17 protein-coding genes are annotated in these 21,591 nt (G+C 49.9%); 2 read left to right on the forward strand and 15 right to left on the reverse strand.

Annotated features, from left to right (window positions below; all coding sequences use genetic code 11):
• Window positions 1-63 precede the first annotated feature (63 nt).
• From QVE43_RS04815 to QVE43_RS04830, 4 genes are all read right to left on the reverse strand, one after another.
• Window positions 64-1,026: a type IX secretion system membrane protein PorP/SprF gene (locus tag QVE43_RS04815; protein WP_288004722.1), complete on the reverse strand. Its 963-nt coding sequence runs from the start codon at window positions 1,024-1,026 to the stop codon at window positions 64-66.
• Window positions 1,027-1,175: 149 nt separating this feature from the next.
• Window positions 1,176-1,967 (reverse strand): uroporphyrinogen-III synthase, encoded by a 792-nt coding sequence (locus tag QVE43_RS04820; RefSeq protein WP_288004724.1) that lies wholly within the window; start codon window positions 1,965-1,967, stop codon window positions 1,176-1,178.
• A 16-nt stretch (window positions 1,968-1,983) separates the two neighbouring features.
• Window positions 1,984-3,132, reverse strand: a complete 1,149-nt coding sequence (locus tag QVE43_RS04825) for a DUF4271 domain-containing protein (RefSeq protein ID WP_288004726.1) — start codon at window positions 3,130-3,132, stop codon at window positions 1,984-1,986.
• Between the two features lie 33 nt (window positions 3,133-3,165).
• Window positions 3,166-4,896, reverse strand: coding sequence for a hypothetical protein (locus QVE43_RS04830; protein WP_288004728.1), 1,731 nt, complete (start codon window positions 4,894-4,896; stop codon window positions 3,166-3,168).
• A gap of 15 nt (window positions 4,897-4,911) precedes the next feature.
• Between QVE43_RS04830 and hemW the strand changes: the two genes are divergently transcribed.
• Both hemW and QVE43_RS04840 read left to right on the forward strand, forming a co-directional pair.
• Window positions 4,912-6,045, forward strand: coding sequence for a radical SAM family heme chaperone HemW (hemW, locus tag QVE43_RS04835; RefSeq protein WP_288004730.1), 1,134 nt, complete (start codon window positions 4,912-4,914; stop codon window positions 6,043-6,045).
• Window positions 6,046-6,126: 81 nt separating this feature from the next.
• On the forward strand, window positions 6,127-9,123 hold the full coding sequence (locus QVE43_RS04840) for a tetratricopeptide repeat protein (RefSeq protein ID WP_288004732.1): 2,997 nt from the start codon (window positions 6,127-6,129) through the stop codon (window positions 9,121-9,123).
• Between the two features lie 65 nt (window positions 9,124-9,188).
• Here the strand turns inward: QVE43_RS04840 and QVE43_RS04845 are convergent, their stop codons facing one another.
• The 11 genes from QVE43_RS04845 to dacB form a co-directional block, all read right to left on the reverse strand.
• Window positions 9,189-10,682, reverse strand: coding sequence for an LptF/LptG family permease (locus tag QVE43_RS04845; protein ID WP_288004734.1), 1,494 nt, complete (start codon window positions 10,680-10,682; stop codon window positions 9,189-9,191).
• On the reverse strand, window positions 10,682-11,074 hold the full coding sequence (locus QVE43_RS04850) for an START-like domain-containing protein (RefSeq protein WP_288004736.1): 393 nt from the start codon (window positions 11,072-11,074) through the stop codon (window positions 10,682-10,684). The genes QVE43_RS04845 and QVE43_RS04850 overlap by 1 nt, the downstream gene beginning before the upstream one ends.
• A gap of 159 nt (window positions 11,075-11,233) precedes the next feature.
• Entirely contained in the window at window positions 11,234-11,539 is a 306-nt protein-coding gene (gene rpsJ / locus QVE43_RS04855; protein ID WP_288004738.1) for a 30S ribosomal protein S10, read from the reverse strand.
• A 53-nt stretch (window positions 11,540-11,592) separates the two neighbouring features.
• Window positions 11,593-13,725 carry an elongation factor G gene (gene fusA / locus QVE43_RS04860; RefSeq protein WP_288004740.1) on the reverse strand — a complete coding sequence of 711 codons (2,133 nt, stop codon included), beginning with the start codon at window positions 13,723-13,725 and terminating at the stop codon, window positions 11,593-11,595.
• Between the two features lie 27 nt (window positions 13,726-13,752).
• The gene (rpsG, locus tag QVE43_RS04865) at window positions 13,753-14,220 is read right to left on the reverse strand and encodes a 30S ribosomal protein S7 (RefSeq protein WP_038032685.1); all 468 of its coding nucleotides are present in this window, start codon (window positions 14,218-14,220) and stop codon (window positions 13,753-13,755) included.
• Between the two features lie 106 nt (window positions 14,221-14,326).
• Window positions 14,327-14,707 carry a 30S ribosomal protein S12 gene (gene rpsL, locus QVE43_RS04870; protein WP_288004743.1) on the reverse strand — a complete coding sequence of 127 codons (381 nt, stop codon included), beginning with the start codon at window positions 14,705-14,707 and terminating at the stop codon, window positions 14,327-14,329.
• Window positions 14,708-14,864: 157 nt separating this feature from the next.
• Window positions 14,865-15,875: an iron ABC transporter permease gene (locus QVE43_RS04875; RefSeq protein WP_288004744.1), complete on the reverse strand. Its 1,011-nt coding sequence runs from the start codon at window positions 15,873-15,875 to the stop codon at window positions 14,865-14,867.
• Between the two features lie 66 nt (window positions 15,876-15,941).
• A complete protein-coding gene (gene feoB / locus QVE43_RS04880) occupies window positions 15,942-18,086 on the reverse strand; it encodes a ferrous iron transport protein B (RefSeq protein ID WP_288004746.1) in 2,145 nt (714 codons plus the stop codon).
• Between the two features lie 18 nt (window positions 18,087-18,104).
• Complete coding sequence (locus QVE43_RS04885) at window positions 18,105-18,335, reverse strand: FeoA family protein (protein WP_038032681.1); 231 nt, start codon at window positions 18,333-18,335, stop codon at window positions 18,105-18,107.
• Window positions 18,336-18,836: 501 nt separating this feature from the next.
• Window positions 18,837-20,051, reverse strand: coding sequence for a hypothetical protein (locus tag QVE43_RS04890; RefSeq protein WP_288004748.1), 1,215 nt, complete (start codon window positions 20,049-20,051; stop codon window positions 18,837-18,839).
• 99 nt (window positions 20,052-20,150) lie between these two features.
• Window positions 20,151-21,560, reverse strand: coding sequence for a D-alanyl-D-alanine carboxypeptidase/D-alanyl-D-alanine-endopeptidase (gene dacB, locus QVE43_RS04895; protein WP_288004750.1), 1,410 nt, complete (start codon window positions 21,558-21,560; stop codon window positions 20,151-20,153).
• Between the last annotated feature and the right edge of the window lie 31 nt (window positions 21,561-21,591).

Raw genomic sequence — 21,591 nt, forward strand, 5'->3', positions numbered from 1 at the left:
ACTTTACGAAAAATCTGTTTTTTTTATCGTTTTTGCAAATCTTTAAGCTTATTTAAAATCATTTTAGAAATAAAATCTTGGTGTATATTGTTTTGGCGGCCTTGTCGATAAGCGTATGGGCAAGGTGTAACGTAGCATAAACTCGTGCGAAGTGGCACTTTTGGCTTGCACATTGCCCACCGTATAATCGAAGGCATAGCCCACACTCCATTGCCTATCGTTGGTAAGGTAAGTACCCAACAAAAGAGCGGCTGCATCACCTTGACGGTAAGAAAGCCCCCCCCAATACCGCTCGTCAAAATAAACCATCATCCCACCTTCTATGCTGTAGGTGTTCAGGTCTGTACGCACCAGCAGCATAGGTTCCCACTCCCAACGATACGTCAGTGGATATTTATACGAAGCTAATAAATAAACGTTGCGCGACAAAGTATTTTTTAATGCATCGATGCCGAAGTTCAAAGAGAAAGGCACAAGATGTGTGGCACTTAGCGCCAAAAAAAGGCGCTCCGACTGCCAGGCAACGCCCAGACTTACATCGGGGCTCCACTGTGTTTCTTGCCCCTGCAATCCAATCAGAACCGGATCGTTTCCGTCTTTAGGGCGGTAAAGGTTGTAGTTGATTTTTTGCATATAAGCCCCGGCGCGTAGCCCTACCGAAAGGGTAGAGCCTGCGATATTCAATCGCTTGGCAAAAGACAACTGCACTTCCATATTTTGCACAGGCCCCAGGCGGTCATTGGTCAGGTGCAGCCCGGCACCCAAACCTGCCGGCAAAGGCATGGAAGCCGTAAGCAATTGAGTGGTAGGTGTGCCCCCGTCGTCAAAGCTGTTTTCATAGCCTACCCACTGACTGCGGTGCAGCAAAGTGGCTTGGAAGGCATCGGTCGGCATACCGGCTACTGCCGGGTTATAAAAAAGCGGGTTCAGTACATACTGAGTAAACTGCGGACTCTGCTGTGCACGGCTTTCCGGCACATGAAGACAAAGCAGCAGAAGCAAATACAGGCAGTAGGTCTTCTTCATAAATTATTTATTTGTGCGACCGCTTACTAACGTAGCTTTTTTAAAGATAGTGTAATTCATGCGAATCACCAACAGCTCAAACAAAAAAGTCGCACCCTCAATCATGGAGAGAGTGCGACTTGGGAAAATCAATGCCTCTGCATACAGCTTTATTTCAAGCCGTTGGCTATTTTAATATACTCCTCAATGGCACCGGTCATAGAAGGTGCATTGGGCAAAGGCGCTTCTATATCCACAATAAGACCTGCTTCACGGGCTGCCTGCGCCGTAGTAGGTCCAAAGACGGCAATACGTGTGTTTTCCTGCTTGAAATCAGGGAAGTTGGTAAAAAGCGACTGAATGCCCGAAGGACTATAAAAAACGATGATGTCGTATTTTATATCAGAGAGGTCAGACAAGTCGCTGGCTACGGTTTCATACATCACGGCTTCGGTCAAATGTAGCCCCTGCTCTTTAAAGAAATTCGGGATATCGTCTTTACGGATGCTGGAGCAAGGGTACAAGTACTTTTCGTCTTTGTGTTTTTTGAAATAAGGGAACAGGTCTTTGGCAGTTCGCTCGCCTACAAAGAGTTTGCGCTTGCGAATGGTGATGTACTTTTGCAGATATTTTGCGGTTTGTTCCGATATGCAGAAATACTTCATATCGGCGGGCATCTCTATGCGCAGTTCTTTGCAAGTATCAAAAAAGAAGTCAACCGCATTACGGCTGGTGAAAATAATGGCGGTATGGTCTAAGATATTGATTTTTTGTTTGCGGAATTCCTTCACGGGCACACGTCGCACTTCAATGAATGAGCGAAAATCTATTTTAATACCATATTTTTCAGCCAGTGTAAAATAAGGGGCATTTGACGGTTGGTCCTTGGGCTGCGAAACCAAGATGCTCTTTACCGGCTTCATTCTTTCCTTCACATCCTCAAATAGTTTGGTGTCTTTCATTTGACTGTGGTTTAAATCATTGAATTGCTTTCAAGAACCAGAACAGGGGTATCCATTCGGTGGCGCAAAAATACAAAAAACTACGCAAAGAGAAGTAGTCCGGCTGAGCACTTAACTGCCTAAGTACCCACAAAGAAGAAAAAACAGCAGCTAAAGCAAGTGCATAAAAACGCAACTGCTCCAGCCGGTCGAAGCGGTAATAGAGCAAAGCCATGAAAGCAGCTGCCAACAACAGCAAAACGAGGTATTGAAATATTTGCAAGAAACGGAAATAATGCAAGGTGGCTCTTTCTTTTAAGTTCAACACATAAGCCACCAACACACAGGCAAGCCACTTGCCCAGCAGCAACGCCAATACACGAACAAATACTTTACCCCAAATCAAAAAGTAAAAAGCATAAGAGAGGCGTGTGTCGCTCGCAAGAGACACCTCGGGGAAAAGCAGCAACCACAAAAGAGCTGTCAGTGCCGATAGCCACAACAGATGCAAAAACCAAGTAGCTGAAAACAAAGAATAGCTTTGCGCCGTCTCACGCGTGCGCTGCAGCTGCCCCCATGATATATTCATGAAAGCTTGCATGTTGCGCGGCGACATGGCCAGCAGCCCCTGGTAAGCCATAAAAAGGGCCAAAACGCCCATTAAAGCTATGTCCCGCAAGCGGGCTATGTTTTTTTTCTTTACAAACACCTTAGGTGTGGCAATTGGCTCTTGTAGCTGCACTTGTTTGTCGCTTTCTTGATTTACCTGAAAGGAATGCAAGCCTGTTGAGCGCTGTGCCACCCATGTTTGCAGCTGCTCAACGTCACCTTCTTTCACGAACAAGGAAATAAAGGCAGACTCCTGTTCAAGCAGCAACGCTTCGCAGGGCAAAACCACCCACTGCCGGGCCGGTAATATTTGCACCAAACGCTGATTCAACCACAAGCTACCTTCATGCGGCAACCACAGCAACAGTTCATAAGGGCGGTATTGCCGGTGCAAAAAGAAATGTATGCTTTGCCCTTGATGGCGCTCAGGCAGGTAAGGCACATAAGCATCGTAAGCCTGGTCATACACCAGCCACTCTTCCTGCAGGTTGTGTACAGGCAAATAATTTAAAGTATCGGGAAAAGCCGTGGCAGACAGACAAGCACTCCAAAGGCTTATGAATAACAAGAGTCGCAAAAGCATACATTTTATATTGGCTACACAAAAAAATCAAAATACACTCACATAACCAAAGTGTATCTTGGCACGGTTGAAAGCGAAAGGCTGCTGCGGGGCTGCCCCCACCGCATAAATGAGCCGGAAGTTGCCCGCACGCGTAAACAGCTGCAAGCCGCCGCCCAAAGCACCCGCCCCATATAATTCCTTTGCTCCCACCTCGCCGGACAGCAGGGCATAGTCGGCAATGAGCAACAAATAAGACTTTGGCGGCAGTACATACTGCCATTCCACCGTCCACAAAGCGTAAGCAGGTGTAAAAAAGAAATTCTCATTGAAGCCACGAAGCGAGCGCAACCCACCAAGCCGCCCCCATTCATTACGCAACAACAGCGCCGCCTGCCTGATTTCGCCTTGCTGTTTGAAGTGCAGCACCTGCCGCTGTGTCAGAGACCAGTATTTTTCTACCATCCACTGCAGGTGCCATTGAAAAGAGCGCAACTGCAAGGTATCATAATAAGCCTCCGGTAAAAAAGGATTGCGCAGCACGGTCTTATTCCCTAACTCCAAGCTTACCTCTGCCTGCCAGCCTTGTGTGGGAAACCAGCGGTCATCGAGGCGCGACTGCTGCCACCCCAGAAGGTAATACAAATAATCGGTTTCCTGATAGCGGAAATCTTCGGCTTGTGTACCCGTGGGCGAAAAGCCCAAGCGCGAACTGCGCACCCCTACTCCGGCTTTTACATAGCTGCCATCCGCCAAAGGATGCCATAAGGTTACATGGCGGTTGACGTTGATAAACAGTGTGTCTTCTCTTAGTAACGACAGCACGCCCTCTATGTCAAAAGCCCCCCACAGGCGCCGGTGCAAGTAGGCTGCCTGCAGCTGCTCAGAGGTCGGGCGCATCTTATTATAATAAAGCTGCAGGCGGCTTGCCCGCCGGAACAGGTTCAGCAAACGCACACTCAACTCACCGGTTACCAACAGCTCATTGTCTTTCTGTTCGTTGGGAAGAAAACCCAAAAAACCTTGTATTTGAGAACTATTGCCCCACTCGACAGGCAAACGCAAGTCCGCTTGTAAGCCTGAAAAACGCACTTCGGGCTCCTCTTTCAAACGAAGGAACCCAAGCATCTGCAGGCGCCGATCGATTTGCTCGATGGCACGGCGACTGAAAGGGGCATCGCGCTCTATGCCCAAATATTTGCGTAGAAAAGTGCTTTGCAGGCTTCCTTTATCCGGGCTGATAATAAGCGAATCGAAGGTAACGAATGTATGCAACTGCAAGTGCAAGGCGGGCTCCCATACTTTTTTGGCAGTATCGAAGCGGGCTTGGCCGGTATGCAGCTCTGCAAAAGGATATCCGTAGTTTTCTGCCGTCTCCACTATTGTTTGCTGCAGTTGTTTCCACGATGCCCAATCGAAGGGCATGGGCTTTCGCAGCAGGCGCCGCACCTGCGCCGGTAGTTTCCAAGCTGCCGGCAGGCTGTCGATGGATGCCAAACGCAGTTGCCAACGTTCCCCAAGGTTGTAAACACACTGCACCGTTTCGCCGGCTTGCCAACAAGAGTCGAGGGCTGCATCCCAATAGCCTTGGGCGTGCAACTCTTTCAAATAAAGCCTGTGCAGGCTATCGGCACTGCCCACCGATGCTACCGCCATGCTACGCCGCCATTGCGGCAAGTCAGGATGCGTAAAGAAGTGCCAAATATCCTGTGCCTGCCCCCGGAAAACACACAACACACAAACGCAGAGCAATCCATATCTTTGCAGAACAGTCAACATATTTTCTAACTTCTTATGGCAGGCATTTATATTCATATTCCTTATTGCAAACAGGCATGTTATTATTGCGATTTTCACTTCAGCACATCACAGCGCACCCTTCCTGCCATGATAGACGCCATTTGCCAAGAATTGAACTTACAAAAGGATTACCTTCCGGGCAAGCCGTCTTTGCAAAGCATTTACTTCGGCGGCGGCACGCCTTCGTTGTTGTCGCCACTCCATCTGGAGCGCATTTTGAATACCATTTATAAAATCCACCATGTAGAAACAGACGCCGAAGTCACTTTGGAAGCCAACCCCGATGACCTTTCGCTTGAAAAGTTACAATCATTTTACCAATTGGGCATCAACCGTTTGAGTATCGGCATTCAGAGCTTTCAAGATGACGTATTGCGCCAACTGCATCGTGCCCACTCAGCCAAGCAGGCTATAGAGGCGGTCAGGCAAGCGCAAGCCGTTGGCTTCCGCCACATTAGCATCGACCTGATTTATGGCATTCCGGGCGTCAGTCACAACCGCTGGCTCAAAGACATCGAACAAGCCCTTGCTCTTCAGGTAGGTCATATTTCGGCCTACTGCCTGACCATAGAAGAAAAAACCGTTTTTGGGCGATGGTATCAAAAAGGGAAACTCACCCCTACCGATGATGCCGTGGCTGCCGCGCAGATGGCACTGCTTATAGAGCGCCTGGAAGCAGCCGGTTTTGTTCATTACGAAATTTCCAACTTTGCCTTGCCGGGGCAATTTGCCCGCCACAATAGCAGTTACTGGAAGCAGCTGCCTTACTTGGGCGTAGGACCGGCCGCCCATTCGTATGACGGACACAGCCGGCAGGCCAACATAGCAAACAATGCGCTTTACATCAAAAGCATTGCGGCGGGCAAGGTGCCTGCCCAAGGTGAAGTCCTTTCACCCCAAGACCATGCCAACGAATTGTTGCTCACCGGCCTGCGCACCATTTGGGGCTGCTCTTTATCACGCATCAGGCAATACCTCACGCCCCGCCAATGGGACGGCCTGCAGCAAGAGATAGCACGCTATGTTGCAGAAGGCTATTTACAACTTGAAAACGACACTTTGCGTTTAACGAAAAAAGGTAAGTTTATTGCCGACAGCATCTTGGAAGCTCTTTTCGTTGTGGATTAAAGCCGCCACTTCAAATGATATATGTTTTTCATTCGTTTATTTTTTAGTTTAGCTCATGGTTCAATAGCATACAGCAATCCTATGATGAAGAAAAGCCTAACCGCCGCAAGCTTACTCTTAAGTCTTTCTCTCTTCTCGCATAGTCATGCCCAAAGCACCTATGGCATACAAGCAGAAGCCATCCATTGGCAACATGCCCAGAACCTGCAATCCTTGGGCTGGCGACTGGGCGCTTTGCCGTCCTGGAGTTTTTACAAAAAAATAGCCGGACCGGACGCAAGCCTTTATGCTGCTTTTCATGAAGCAGCCGACGCATTGCGCACCCGGCAGGCCGATGGCACAAGCTTGGCAGAGGCGTTTGTCCGTGCACACCGCTTTCATCCGCTCAGTCAATACATGTATTACGAGCTGGGACGCTATCATTTTCAAGAAAAAGATTTTGCCCGTGCCCTTCATACATTGGAACACATAGAAAGTGACCGTCTGGCACAGGATGCCCGAAGCGATACGCAATGGATGCTCGGATATGCTTATTTCACACAAAATCAGTACAACAAAGCCTATGACCAGCTTGCACCTTTAAAAAGCTACGCCAACCCCTACCGGGGGGCAGCACTTTATTACTGTGGTTATATACGCTACCGGGAAGGAAAAAACGAAGAAGCCCTGCGCGACTTGTCGGCTGCTACCGAATACAAAGATTTTGCACCACACGCCCACTACCTGATTGCCCTTACCCACTATCGCAAACAACAATACCGGGAAGTGGTGGCTTATGCCGGCAAGGTGCCTATGCAAGAAGCCAATCCTCAGTTTTTGCTCATCTTGGGCGACAGCCACTATCAGCTGCAGCAATACGGGGAAGCGGCCCGGGCTTTCGAACAATATCAGCGCAAGCAAAGCATTGCACAACTGCCCGCATCCATGCGTTACCGCATCGCTTACAGCTATTATGCCTCGGAGCGCTATCCGCAAGCCGTCGATATCTTTCGCTCTTTGGCAGGGCTGCAGTCGCAGGACAAAAGCGAGATGCAGCTGGCACAAGAAGCCATGTATTACATGGGCTTGGCTTATTTAAAGCAGGAGCAATATCAAAGCGCACTGCTGGCGTTTGAGCAGGCGCGTAAAGCCACCCATCAGCCGGAAGTAGCCCGCCTGGCACAGTTCTACTACGGCAAGCTGTGTTACCGTCTGAACCGCCGTGCCGAAGCCATCGAAGTGTTGAACCAGTATGTGCTGGAATATCCCAACAGCCCTGAAGCCAAAGAAGCCAAGCAGCTGATTACGCGCTCGTATCTGTTCAATAACGATTACCCGAAAGCCATCACTTATTTGGAGCAGCTGCCGCGCCTAAATGCCGAAGAGCAAAAGATTTACCAGGAAGTAGCTTTTACGCAGGCGGCGCAGCTGTTCAATAGTGGTAATTACCGGGAAGCGGTTACCTATTTTGAAAAGGCGGCGCGCTATCCGGTCGATGCTTCTCTTACCCGCCGGGCTTACGTAGGCGCCGGCGATGCTTATTCGGCATTGGGCGAATATGAAAAAGCCATTGCCGCTTATCAAAAAGCTTTGTCGGCTGCACCCACAGGTGACATTACAGCCATGGCACTCTATGGTTTGGGCTATGCCCACTACAACCTGCAGCAATACAAAGAAGCGCAGCAGCACTTCGAGCGTTTTTTGAGCCTGCCCAATACAAGTGAAAAACTGCAAGCCGATGCGCTGGTACGCCTGGGCGACTGCCACTATGTATTGAAAAACTATTACGCCGGCTTTGAAAGCTATGCCAAAGCGCTGCAAAAAAACTACCCCGACCAGGATTATATATACTACCAACAAGGCATCATTCTGGACATTCAGGACAAAGACGCCGATGCCCAACGTAGCTTGCAGCGTATTGTGCAAAAAGGCAGCAACAACCTCTACTATGACAAGGCGCTTTTCCAATTAGGACAAATCGCCTTGGAAGGGCGGCAATATCAAGAAGCAGTCAATCATTTCTCTACACTCATGCAACAAAAACCCGGCAGCTCCTTGGTGCCCTACGCCCTGCTGCGCCGGGCTGTGGCTTATACCAACCTTCAAAAAGTAAACGAAGCAGTAGAGGACTACAAACGCATCATAGAGCAATACCCCAACCATCCGGCTACTACCGGTGCGCTAACCGGCGCGCAGGAGCTGCTTACCCAACACGGGCGCAACGAAGAATTCGAAGCGCTTTTGGCTGTTTACAAGAAAAACAACCCCAACAGTGACAATCTGATTGCCTTGGAATTCGATGCCGCCAAAGGCATGTTTTTCAACGAAAAATATGGCAAGGCCATAGCCAGCTTTTCGCTCTTCCTGCAAGAACACCCCAACAGCCCTTACGCCTACGATGCCCGCTATTATTTGGCGGAAGCTTACTTCCGGACAGGCGACTTCGAACAAGCCGAAAAACTGCATCTGCAAGTCATAGAAGAGAAGAAAAGCACGGGCTACACCCGCTCTTTGCAGCGCATGGGCGACTACTACATGAGCCGGAAAGAATACACCAAAGCCCAACGTATGTGGCAGGAGTTGCTGCAGGCAGCCATGAACCGGCGCGAGCGCAGCAAAGCCCTGCAAGGACTCATGGAAGCCCACTACGCCATGCAAAGCTATGACTCTACTTTGCACTACTGCGAAGAGATTCTAAAAGACGAACTTGCCAACACACTTGCCTACAGCGCTGCCCAGCTTTTCAAAGCCAAAGCCCTTATTGGCAAGCAGCAGTTCGAAGAAGCCCAACAGATACTCAAACGCATGGCAACAGAAAACACCGACGTGTTTGGCGCCGAAGCGCAATACCTGATAGGCGAGCTGTTGTACAAACAAAAGCAATACCAAGCATCGTTGGATGCGCTCTTTGCACTCAACGAACGCTTCCCCAACCAAATCAAATGGCGCCTGCGGGGCTATCTGCTGATTGCCGACAACTACGCTGCATTGGGCGATTATTTTCAGGCAAGGGCTACGCTCGAGTCAATCATACAGAACACACAGGATCCGGAAGTATTAGCTAAAGCCAAACAAAAACTGGCTCAGCTGCCCAAGTAAAAGATGTGGCACAAAAAAGAAAAGGGGCGCATCGTGCCCCCTTTTTTAGTGTCCTTCGTTTGCTGCTAAGCTTCCTGCACCACTTCTTGACTCTTACCACGCAAGCGCTGCCCCAAACGGCGGAAGTAGTGAATGTAAATGTCTTTGTCGAACATGCGCGAGTCGTTGCGTGCCTTCTGTAAGAAGAACAGCCCAAAAGCCAATAAAATGAAGTCGGAAGTCCACATGCCCCAAAAGACGGACACAACGCCATCCTTAGCCCACTTCTCGCCTGTCATGGAAAGGGCGTAAAAGAGAATAAAAAACACAATAGAGACCAGGATGGGCACGCCCAAGCCACCCTTTTTAATAATGGCACCCAAGGGCGCCCCTATCAAAAACATGATGAAGCAGGCAAGCGAATAGGTATATTTCCTGTGTTTTTCAATCAAGTGCTCACGCACTTCTTTCTCTTTGTCTTTGATAAGCTTTTCGCGCATGTCCAGAAACTGCTTCACGCCTCGCGCCTGCCCTACTGCCCGTTGTAAAATGATGGCTAATTGAGATTCAGGGATAGAACGCCGTTTCAGCGAGTCGAGAAACACCTTGGGCAGCTCAATGGCTTCATTCGAAGCAGCACGCAAGCGCAAAGTGTCGGTTGGTTTGGGACGCAGCTCTTCAAGATGATAGGTGAAGTACGCAGCCATGTTCTGTGGAATTGTTTCCTTTAAATTCACCACTTGACTGCTCAGCGAATCGGCGTCGGCTTCCAGCTCGTTGATGGTTTTCATCATGCGGTGATGCACAAAGAGGGAATCGGGGATTTCGCTCATCTCAAAAGCAGACAAGCTAAAGACCATCTTGGTATGGTCAAATTCATGCCGCAAAAACTGCGTGTTATTGGCGCTGCCTTCTATGTAGTCGGAATAGCTGCGCCCCTTGAACAACTCCATCACCAAATATTTGCCATCCAGGATGGTGTACATATAAGCCGAGTCGGCCAGTATCACCTCTTTGTTGCCCTTGTTGGCAGTGTGGTTGTATATCATCACCTTGCGCAACAGCTTGCCGTCGTTTTCCTTTTTCGCCACCTTGATGCTATAGCCCGGCAAGCCGTTGTAAAAAGCGCCTTCTTTTAAATCGATGGATGCTTTGGTAATCCGTATGTTATAAAGCGTGCTGTAAGCCTTTAAATTGGCATAAGGCACCACCCGGTCGCTAAACCACAAGGCTATAGCCGTGATGATGGCCGCAAACACACCAATGGGATACAAAACACGCACCAACGAGATGCCTGCACTTTTGATGGCGGTCAGCTCGAAATGCTCACCCAAGTTTCCAAAAGTAATCAAACAAGAAAGCAATACGGCCAAGGGCAATGCCAGCGGTGTCAGGCTCATGCTGAAATACATGAGCATCTTGGCAAACACCACAAAACCAACGTCCTTACCCACCAGCTCCTCCACATAGCCCATCATGGTATGGATGAGCAAAATGAAAACAACGACGGCATATGTGAGGAAAAACGGACCTAAAAAACTTTTTAAAACTAATTTGTCAATGATTTTAATACGTATCATTATCCTCCGACAATTTCTTTAAGGCTTTGGATTAAGCCATCCCACAGCTCGTTCAGTTCCTCTTCGTCGTCCATTTCCGAGTAATCGATAACCGTCAGGAAAGTGGACTCGGTAATGTCGTTATACGAGAGGAAGAACTCCACAAAATTAGCTTTTATTTCGTCATCTCCGCTGTCGGTAAACACAAACTTTACATGCTTGTTCAAACGACGGCTTGCCACACGGGCAGGATGCTGCTCGCTTTCCCACTCAAAGAGGTAATCGCCTCCCGGCAACACCTTCACATCGTCGGCAAACCACTGCGCCAAACCGTCGGGATTCAGCAAGTAAGGATACAGCATGCGCGGCGACGCTTTTATTTCAAACTCTTTTTCAAAGCGATACTTTTCCATAGCCCTTTCTTTTAATTTGAATGCTGTCAGTGCTTTTTGCAATTAAACAATTTTTAGTATTTCGCAAAAAGCCGTACTCATTTCCCATCGATAGAGTAGCGAAAGGGCATAAAAAAAGCCGTGCAATTGCACGGCTCCGGAAAGAATGCAGTAAAATCCTTATACTTTGATTTTCACATCCACTCCACTGGGCAGCTCCAGTTTCATCAAAGCATCTACTGTTTTGGGGCTGCTGGAGTAGATGTCGATCAAGCGCTTGTAAGTGCAGAGCTGAAATTGTTCACGCGACTTTTTGTTTACGTGAGGCGAGCGCAGTACAGTGTAAATTTCCTTTTTGGTAGGCAAAGGAATGGGACCACTTACCACTGCGCCGGTGGCTTTCACAGCCTTCACAATACGCTCAGCCGACTTGTCTACTAAATCGTGATCGTAGGATTTTAGTTTGATTCGAATCTTTTGTGCCATAGTTTTTTTATGTTTAAGACGGTGCCCGTCCGGCACCGCCGTTAAAGCCTACATTATTTTACAGAAGCCCCTTTCAGGTCTTCAAGAATCTTAGCCTCCAAGTTGGTAGGCACAAACTCATAATGCGAGAACACGATGGTTGCCGATGCACGTCCCGAGGTGATGGTACGCAGGTCGGTCACATAACCGAACAGCTCTGCCAAAGGAACGAAGGCACGAATCACCTGGGCACCGGCACGGGTGTCCATACCGCGCAACACACCACGACGACGGTTCAGGTCACCGGTTACGGCACCGGTAAATTCGTCGGGGGTTACTACCTCCACGCTCATGATGGGTTCCATCAAGCGCGGTGCTGCTTTCTTGGCAGCTTCTTTGAAACCAAGCTTGGCAGCCAATTCGAATGACAGCGAGTCAGAGTCCACCTCGTGGTATGAACCGTGGAACAAGCGCACGTACATTGACTCTACGGGGAAGCCGGCCAAAGGACCATTTTTCATGGCTTCCTCGAAACCTTTCTGTACGGCAGGGATGTATTCCTTCGGAATAGCACCACCCACGATTTGGTTTACAAACTCCAAGCCGGGCTTGTCGTCTTCTCTGGGTCCGATTTCGAAAACAATATCGGCGAATTTACCACGGCCACCCGTTTGTTTCTTATATACTTCGCGGTGTTCTACGCGCTGCGTCAAGGCTTCTTTGTAAGCTACCTGCGGTGCACCCTGGTTGATTTCCACTTTAAACTCGCGCTTCAAGCGGTCGATGATAATTTCCAGGTGCAGCTCGCCCATACCTTTGAGGATGGTCTGTCCGGTTTCCTCGTTGGTTTCCACTTGCAAAGTAGGGTCTTCTTCGAGCAGCTTACCAATTGCCTGGCTCAGCTTGTCGCTATCGGCTTGCGTTTTGGGCTCAATAGCATAGCCAATCACCGGCTCGGGGAACTCCATAGCTTCCAACAAGAGCGGATGGGCTTCGTCGGTAAGGGTATCCCCTGTTTTGATGTCTTTGAAACCAACGGCAGCAGCAATATCGCCGGCTTGCACGCGGTCAATGGGGTTCTGCTTGTTGGCGTGCATCTGCATCAAGCGCGAAATACGCTCTTTATTACCGGTACGGTTGTTCAACACATAAGAACCGGCTTCCAGCTGCCCCGAGTATACGCGCATGAAGCACAAACGACCTACGTAAGGGTCAGTAGCAATTTTGAAGGCAAGTGCTGTGAAAGGACCCGAGTTTTCAGGCACACGCTCTTCTTCTTCGCCGGTTTTGGGGTTGGTACCTTTTACCGGAGGCAAATCCAAAGGCGAAGGCAAGAAGGCGCAGACAGCGTCCAATACAGCCTGTACCCCTTTGTTTTTGAAGGCAGAGCCACACAACACAGGGAACATTTTCATGTCAATCACTGCCTTGCGGATAACGGTCAGCAGTTCTTCCTGTGTGATAGAGTCGGGGTCTTCAAAGTATTTTTCAAGCAGCGAGTCATCATATTCAGCTACTGCCTCTACCAACACTTGGCGCCACTCTTCTACTGTCTCTTTCAAATCTTCGGGAATATCCACATACTCGTAGGTCATTCCCATGTCTTCTTCGTTCCAGATGATGGCGCGGTTTTTAATGAGGTCAACCACACCACGGAACTTGTCTTCTGCACCGATAGGCACCTGCAAAGGTACTGCGTTGGCGTTGAAGCGCTCTTTGATTTCGTTTACCACACGGAAGAAGTCGGCACCCACGCGGTCCATTTTGTTTACAAAACAGATACGGGGCACGCGGTATTTGTTGGCTTGGCGCCATACAGTCTCAGACTGCGGCTCTACGCCACCCACGGCACAGAACAAAGCCACCGCACCGTCCAATACACGCAACGAACGCTCTACCTCTACGGTAAAGTCCACGTGACCGGGGGTGTCAATGATGTTGATACGGTATGTTTTGGTATCGGATGTAGGCAATCCTTTCTCGGTAGGGTACTTCCACTGCACCGCTGTTGCTGCCGAGGTGATGGTGATACCACGCTCTTTCTCCTGCTCCATCCAGTCCATGGTGGCAGCACCTTCGTGCACTTCCCCTATTTTGTGGCTCAAGCCGGTATAATAGAGGATACGCTCGGTGGTGGTGGTCTTACCGGCATCGATGTGCGCCATGATGCCGATGTTACGCAGATACTTTAATTTTAAATCAGCCATTGTATTTCGATAATTTGATTGATGGGATTAGAATCTGAAGTGAGAGAACGCCTTGTTGGCTTCTGCCATACGGTGTACGTTGTCTTTCTGCTTCACGGCGGCACCTTCGCCTTTCGAAGCAGCAATAATTTCGTTTGCCAGACGCTCTACCATGGTTCTCTCGCCGCGCGCACGCGCAAAACGAATCAACCACTTCATGCCCAAAGACTCGCGGCGCTCAGGACGCACCTCGGTAGGCACCTGGAAGGTAGCACCACCCACACGGCGGCTACGCACCTCCACGCTAGGCATTACATTGTTCAGTGCTTTGCGGAATACTTCGATACCTTCTTCACCGGTTTTCTCTTGCACTATATCCAAAGCACCGTAAAATATTTTGTAAGCAAGGCTTTTTTTGCCTTCCTTCATCAGGTTGTTTACAAACTTGGTTACCTGAACATCACCAAATTTAGGGTCAGGTAATACGTATCTTTTCTTCGGTTTTGCCTTTCTCATGATAAATCTTGTTTTGGTTACTCAACCGGTAATTAGCAGCGCCGTTTACCGGCTGTTCGCTTCACACTATGACGATAGAAACGAAAGGTTAAACAATCGGTTTAAATTACTTTTTCTCTTTGGGGCGCTTGGTTCCGTATTTCGAACGTCCCTGCTTACGGTCGTTCACACCGGCAGTATCCAAAGCACCACGCACGATGTGGTAACGCACACCGGGAAGGTCTTTTACACGGCCGCCGCGTACCAACACGCGAGAGTGCTCCTGCAGGTTGTGGCCTTCACCGGGGATGTAAGCAATCACTTCTTCGCCGTTGCTCAAACGCACCTTGGCTACTTTACGCAAAGCCGAGTTCGGCTTCTTGGGGGTCGTTGTGTACACTCTGGTACATACCCCACTCTTCTGCGGGCACTTGTCCAACGCAGGCGACTTACTCTTGTAAGTCTTTGGTTGTCTTCCGATTCGTACTAATTGTTGTATGGTTGGCATGTAATCCTAACGTTTTGGTTTACTCACACTTCATTTTTTTGAACTGCAAAGGTAGATAAAAAACTATTGAATTCCAAACAACTATCCGCCTTTTCATCGAAGAGAAGCGTGGGACTTGCTTGTGACCGCCGGGCGCCAAATAAAAGACAAGCGTTGTTTAAGTAACCAGCGTCTTTTTTCTTCTACGCCAAAAGATGGAAAGCACCAAAGGTGCCCCTATCAAAGAAGTCACCACATTGATGGGCAAAGCATAATAGGTATCGAACAGGCGCGACAGCAGGTCGCAAGCCATACAGAAAGCAGCCCCCATCAACCAGGCAAAAGGGATGGTAAACAGGTGGTTTTGGCTTCGCAAGAGCAGGCGTGTCAAATGAGGCACCGCAATTCCCACAAAGCCGATGGGACCACAAAAAGCAGTGGCAAGAGCGGTGGCAAGGGCAGCCCAAAAGACCATCCACCGGCGCATGAAACGCAACGAAATGCCCATGCTGCGGGCATAGTCTTCGCCCATCAGCAACAAATTCAGCTGCCGGGCAGTAAACCAAGGTGCCAGCAGTAAAAGTAAACTGCCGCCCAGCATCCAGGGCACGTACTCAAGCAAAAGACCATCGAAGCTTCCCATCATCCACACAAAAAAGGCTTGCAGCTGCTCCGGGCGGCTGAAGTACTGCCACACACTGATGAGGGCACTCCCCAAATACCCCAGCATCACGCCCATTAACAAAAGCATGTTGTTGTCGGTCAGGTACCAGGCAAACGAAAGCAACAACAATAAAACAAGAGCTGCGCCCACAAGAGCGGCTGCTATCACCCACCCCAGGTGGTGAGTAAGCGCAAGCGCCCCCCATGCTCCGCCCCCCAGCACCAACACCACGAAAGCAACCCCTATGCTTGCGCCCGTACTAATACCCAAAATGGAAGGACTTGCCAAGGGGTTACGAAAAAGCGTCTGCATCAGCAAGCCCCCCACCGAAAGCAGCGCGCCACAACAAGCCGCCGCCAAAGCACGGGGCAAGCGTATTTGCCAAAGTATCTTTTGCATGGCCGGCAGCTGCATGACCGAAGACGCCGGCAAAGCGCCATTCCCCCAAAGCAACTCCAGCACGAACAACAGCAAGCAAAGAAGCACAAGCCCGCCACCACGCCATAATAAAGCCTTTTTGTGCATGAGTTTTTGAATTGTGTGGGCTTACAAAAGTGCAAAAAATACAATAAAAAGAGCGGCCGCCTTCGCTCAGCTCAACCACTGATAGGCCGCCCATGCACTTATGTAGGCAATCGCCGACATATAAAGCAGCTGGAAGAGTGGATACTTCCAACCATTCGTTTCACGGTACATGACAGCCATGGTGCTCATACACTGCATGGCAAAAGCATAAAACAGCAACAAAGAAACAGAAGTAGCGAAGTTGAACACCGGCTCACCGGTGCGCGGATTGACTTCCGAGCGCAGGCGCTCCACGATGGTCATTTCATCTTCACTGCCGATGCTGTAAATGGTAGATATGGTGCCCACAAAAACTTCACGCGCTGCAAAAGAACTAATCAGAGCAATGCCAATCTTCCAGTCGTAACCCAAAGGACGTATAGCCGGCTCTATGATGCGCCCCAGATGACCGGCATACGACTGCTCCAGCCGTGCCGAAGCCACTGCGTTCTCTATTGCGGCGGGGGCAAACCGCCCTTGCATTTGTGCACGCACCTGTGCCTCGGCCTCTTCCATGGCATTGCCGGGACCAAAAGAAGAAAGTGCCCAAATCAAAATCGAGATCATGAGAATGACCTTGCCGGCTTCTACCACAAAAGTGCGGGCTTTTTCCCATACGGTCAACAAGAGGTTGCGCCAGCGGGGCAAACGATACAAAGGCATTTCCAGCATAAAGAAACTCCGCCCCTGCTCCATGCGAAGGAAACGGTTGAGCAACCATGCCACTACCAACGACATCAGCGTTCCCAACAAATAGAGCCCCAGCATCACCAGACCTTGCAGGCTAAGCCACCCCCACAGCAAAGTGTCGGGAACTGCCAATGCCACCAAAACCGTATATACCGGCAGGCGCGCCGAACAGCTCATCAGTGGCACCACCATCATTGTAATGAGGCGCTCTTTGGCATTGGGAATGGTACGTGCCGCCATGATGGCCGGAATAGCACAGGCCACACCCGACACCAAAGGCACCACGCTGCGCCCGTTCAGTCCAAACTGACGCATCACCTTATCCATCAACACCGCCACACGCGCCATGTAACCGGTTTCTTCTAAAATACCCAGCAGAAGGAAAAGGATGGCAATTTGGGGCACAAATACCAGAATTCCGCCCAAGCCGGCCAGTAAGCCGTCGGCTACAAAAGACACCCACAGGCTGTCGCCGCCCTGCTCATGTACCCAGTTCACGAAGTCCGAAAAAGAAGCATCAATCCAGTCCATGGGCACACTTGCCCATGTAAATACCGACTGAAAAATGAGTAGCAGCACCAGCAAGAAAGTAACATAACCGGCTACCGGATGCAACAACCAACAATCCAGCAGGGCGGTCAAGCGCGAATAGCTGCCTTTGCTTTCTTTTTTGTGCAGCGTTTTTTCCAGAATGGCATCAATCTGTTCGTAGCGGTGCAATATCTCTTCGCGCTGCAAATTCAGCGCTTTGAAAGGCTCTTTGGCATGCAGAATAGCCCGTTGAATCGCATCTTTTTGAGACTCGCTCAAAAAAGACAGGCGCTCAAACAAATGAATACAGAGCCACTGCCCGTAAGCACTTAGTCCCGGTGGTAAGTACTCTTTTACAGAAGCTTCAAAATAGCTGTCAATCAAGGGGGCTACTTCATAAAAAGAGCGCTGTGGCGGCTGCAGGTGGGGCAAGCGCTCTTTCAATTGAGCAACACCCGTACCTTTGCGGGCATTGGTCGTTATGACTTCCACCCCCAACAAATGCCGTAGCTGCTCAACATCCACCACAATACCCTCTTTTTCTGCCACATCGACCATGTTGAGCACCAGCAGCAGCGGAATTCCCAAATCGATGAGCTGGGTACAAAGCAGCAAGTGCCGTTTCAAGTTTGCGGCATCGGCCACCACTACCACCGCATCGGGGTAGTCTTTCCCTCCGGGATGCAACAACACATCCAAAACCACCTGCTCATCCAAAGACTTGGGATAAAGGCTGTAGATTCCCGGCAGATCCACTATTTCCACACTTTGCCCACCGGGCAAGCGGCAGGTGCCCGTTTTTTTATCTACCGTTACACCGGGGAAGTTCCCTACTTTTTGATTTAAGCCGGTGAGTGCGTTGAATAAAGTCGTTTTTCCGCTATTGGGATTGCCCAGCAACGCCACTTTACGAATACGGCGCTCCGCGCCTATGGTCAGTTCGCTATTCATGCGGTGCGCGTCTTTCATTTAGGAAGCGATTAAAATGGTTTTTGCCTCTTCTTTTCTTAAAGAAAGCTGATAGCTTTCGTTGATGCGCACGCCAATGGGGTCGCCCAATGGAGCCACAAACACCAATTCCACCCATGTATTCGGCAAAAAACCCAGTTCAAAAAGTTTTACCGAAAGCTGCTCATCCAACAATGCCACGATGCGGGCACGCTCCCCTTTACGCAAATCTGCAACGCTTCTCCGGTTCATATTTTATTTAGACTTGTTTTAAATTGCCGCAATTTAAGAAAACTGTGCTTTGCCGGCAAATGTAACGCCCAATAAAAAGGCAAGCAATGAGTTTTGTCAATGCAGGCAGCTCTGCCGTTCCGGCTATCATTTCTCACAAAGCGCAAGCACAAGCTGCCATTTCGCTCTCCACGCAGCATGTCATCTCGAACAAACGAAGCGTAGTTTGTCATTTCGAACCTCACGCACTGAGGCGAGAAATCTCAATCCCGCCAAGCTACAAAAAGCAAGAGCAAAAGCGGTTTCTCGCTTGCGCTCGAAATGACAGAGGGCTCGAAAGGACAAAGAAAGATTGCTAGACACGACAATAAAGAGCACTTGAAAGGACAAAAAGGAAGGGGGGCAGTGACGAAGGACTCATCTTTTTCCGGTTTGCACTCGCTAAAATAAAACGGGCAATGCCGGAGGAATGCCTCGATGCCACCCGTCTTTTGCCTGCCGAAAGACGCCTTTCTCTTTACCTTATGGCTTCAAGCGCCTGAATCCGGAAATACCCAGCGGTATCCAACCAATCAGCGGCAGATAGTAGGCAATCACTTTGGGGTTTTTGAACAAAATACGCAGGGTGGACAAAAAGCCCAGTTTCAGTTTAGATTTGCGATCGCCTTTTTTGATGCGCACCCGTTCCCACTCGGCAAACAACAAGGGCCATCCGATGGGCAAGGTATAGGGGAAGTAGCGAATCCATTTCCATTGTGCTTTGAAGAAAGACTTCCAGTCGTATGGCTTTTGCCCGTATTTCTTGACTGCCTCGTTTAACTCTTTTTGCATCATGTCGCGTATTTTATCGGCAATAGCCCGGAAGTCTTCATAGGTCATCTCTTCATAGGGCTTGTCGGTCATTTCGTAGGGCTTGATGCGCTTGCCTTTGATGAAGGTCAGGCGTGCGGGAAAAGCCATGTAAAAGATCCAGGGGAAAAGAAGAATAAAGGGGGTAATAAACCCAAGAGGCAAAAACGGAATGCCAATCAAGTTGACCAGCTTATTCAAAAAATTAGAGCAGTAGCTGTAGGGGTTGATATACTCGCCATTGACCGTATAGAACGGAATGATGTCAGTTTTGTATTTGATGGACATATGCACCATAGAACTCGAAAAGCGCTGCAACTGATAGCGCCGGTGAAACCCCTTGCCTATGCCCGGCACCCCTTCCGGATAAATCATCACATTGAAATCGTTTTGGTGCATCATGGTTTCAAAGTTCAAGAAAGTGGCATCAACGGCGCCCATGCGTTTCCAAAAGTATTTGATTTGATAGGGGTGCATCAACACCGAAGCCGACAACATGGGGGCAGTTAAAGCCCGGATACCATCCGGTCCGTAATTGCAATGCTTATGAATACGATAGCCCCACACGATACCATCCCAAGGGAAAGCCATGCCCGAGTGGTTGCTGGCAAATATCAAAGGGCGTTTTGGGTTGTTGCGCTTTGGGAAGGGGTCGAGGTCTATGAGCCGCGAACGGAAATAAGCGCCGTCGATCAGCTCCATGATATCCTCGGCAAAGCACTTGCCCAACTCCAAATCGAAGTATTCGTCATAAATATGACGGTTTGCAAGCACCTCGGGCGATGGTGGCACGTTTTCCAGCACTTGTTCTTGTGTCTGCTCCTTGCTTTGGGAAGGGCGCACAACCCCTTCTTGCGAAGTGACCGGCTTTTTATCTGGGCTTTGCATGGCAATCACGGTTTGCGGTTATCATAATTTCAGTATCCAAAAAGATACGATATTCCCTCTGAATTTCCAAAAGAGCCGGGCGGCCTTACACGCTGCTTTTCATGGCAGTTGCAACAACAAGCGAGCATACAACTGCATGACTTCTGTATAAGAGGCATCGGCTTTGTTCAGCATAAAAGCAAAAGCATAGTGCCGCCCCGAAGCGCTATGGTAATACCCTGCCAAGCTGACCACATCGCGCATGCTGCCCGTTTTTGCCCACACCCGGCCGGCCAGGGCGGTACCTCTGCCAAACCAACGCAGGGTGCCACTGCTGCCTGCCTGTGCCAAAGTATTTCGAAACGAAGCAGCATGGGGCATGCCTGCCATGACGCGCAACAAGGCTACTATCATGCGTGGCGTCAGCGCATTGGCAGGCGACAGCCCGCTCCCGTCCAGAATACGGGCTTGGTCAAGCACGACGCCCTGCCCCCGCCAAAAAGACTTGATGACTTCCGCTGCATCATTGTGTGAAGTGTGGGCGCCCATACGCAACGCCAAGGTTTTATACAAACCTTCGGCAAACAGATTGATGCTGCGCCGGTTGGTTTCACGAATAATATCCTCCAAGCGGGGCGAACGATGCACCCACAACAAGCGGCTTTCCTTGGGCAAGGCCACCCGGCAGGGCTCCGGCAGCGGGCTGCAACGGACACCGCCTGCCCGCAAGTGTTCGCCCATCTCTTGCAAGAAGTACACAGCCGGATAATGCATCATCAACTTCACCGGGAAAGTACCGTCCATGGGGTAGGTACCTCGCAAGAAGCCCTGCACTTGATAAGCTGCCCGGTCGGCATATACCTGGTCACCACTGCCCGCTTTGCCCGTAGTTACTTGGTTGGTCCATGCCTCTACGGCAAAGGGCAAGGCAGGTTCCACCTTGCGCAGCAAAGCCGGTTCACCGGGAGCTCGCCCGGGAGAAAAATAGGCATAAAGCGTATTGTCGCGCCAATTCAGGTCAAAAGCCGGAGCTGCATAGTAGTTGCCCAAATCTTCCCATATCCACCCGTCGGGGGTTACGTTGGGGTCAAAGTCAGTTTCCAATAAGCACACCCCCTGCGCTACAGAATCGATGCCCTGCTGCCGGATTGCCTCCGTCATGGCTTGCCAAAACAGGCCGGGGGCTGTCTCTTCAAAGTAGCGGCTTCCCAAAGTAGGGTCCCCCGAAGGGGCTATCATCAAATAACCATTCAACACCCGGGCGTTGACGGTGCCCACGGCATATATCCGGGTTTCATAGCGAAAATCAGACCCCAAGAGCTGCCAGGCAGTGGCCGTGGTAAGCAACTTCATGACTGACGCAGGTGCCAACAGGCGTCCGCCATGCACATCCAATATTTCTTTTTCCCGGCTTAAGTCGTAGATATACAAGCCGTCCCAAGCCGCCCGGTAAGCCGGCTGCTGCATCTGTTTTGCCCACCACTGCGCCAAATCGTTCTGCGCGGCGGTTGGGGCTCCACAGACCAGCATTAGCAAGAAAAGTGTATATTTGATAAAACAT

Origin of the sequence: Thermonema sp., assembly GCF_026003375.1 — a bacterium.
Classification (GTDB): domain Bacteria; phylum Bacteroidota; class Bacteroidia; order Cytophagales; family Thermonemataceae; genus Thermonema; species Thermonema rossianum.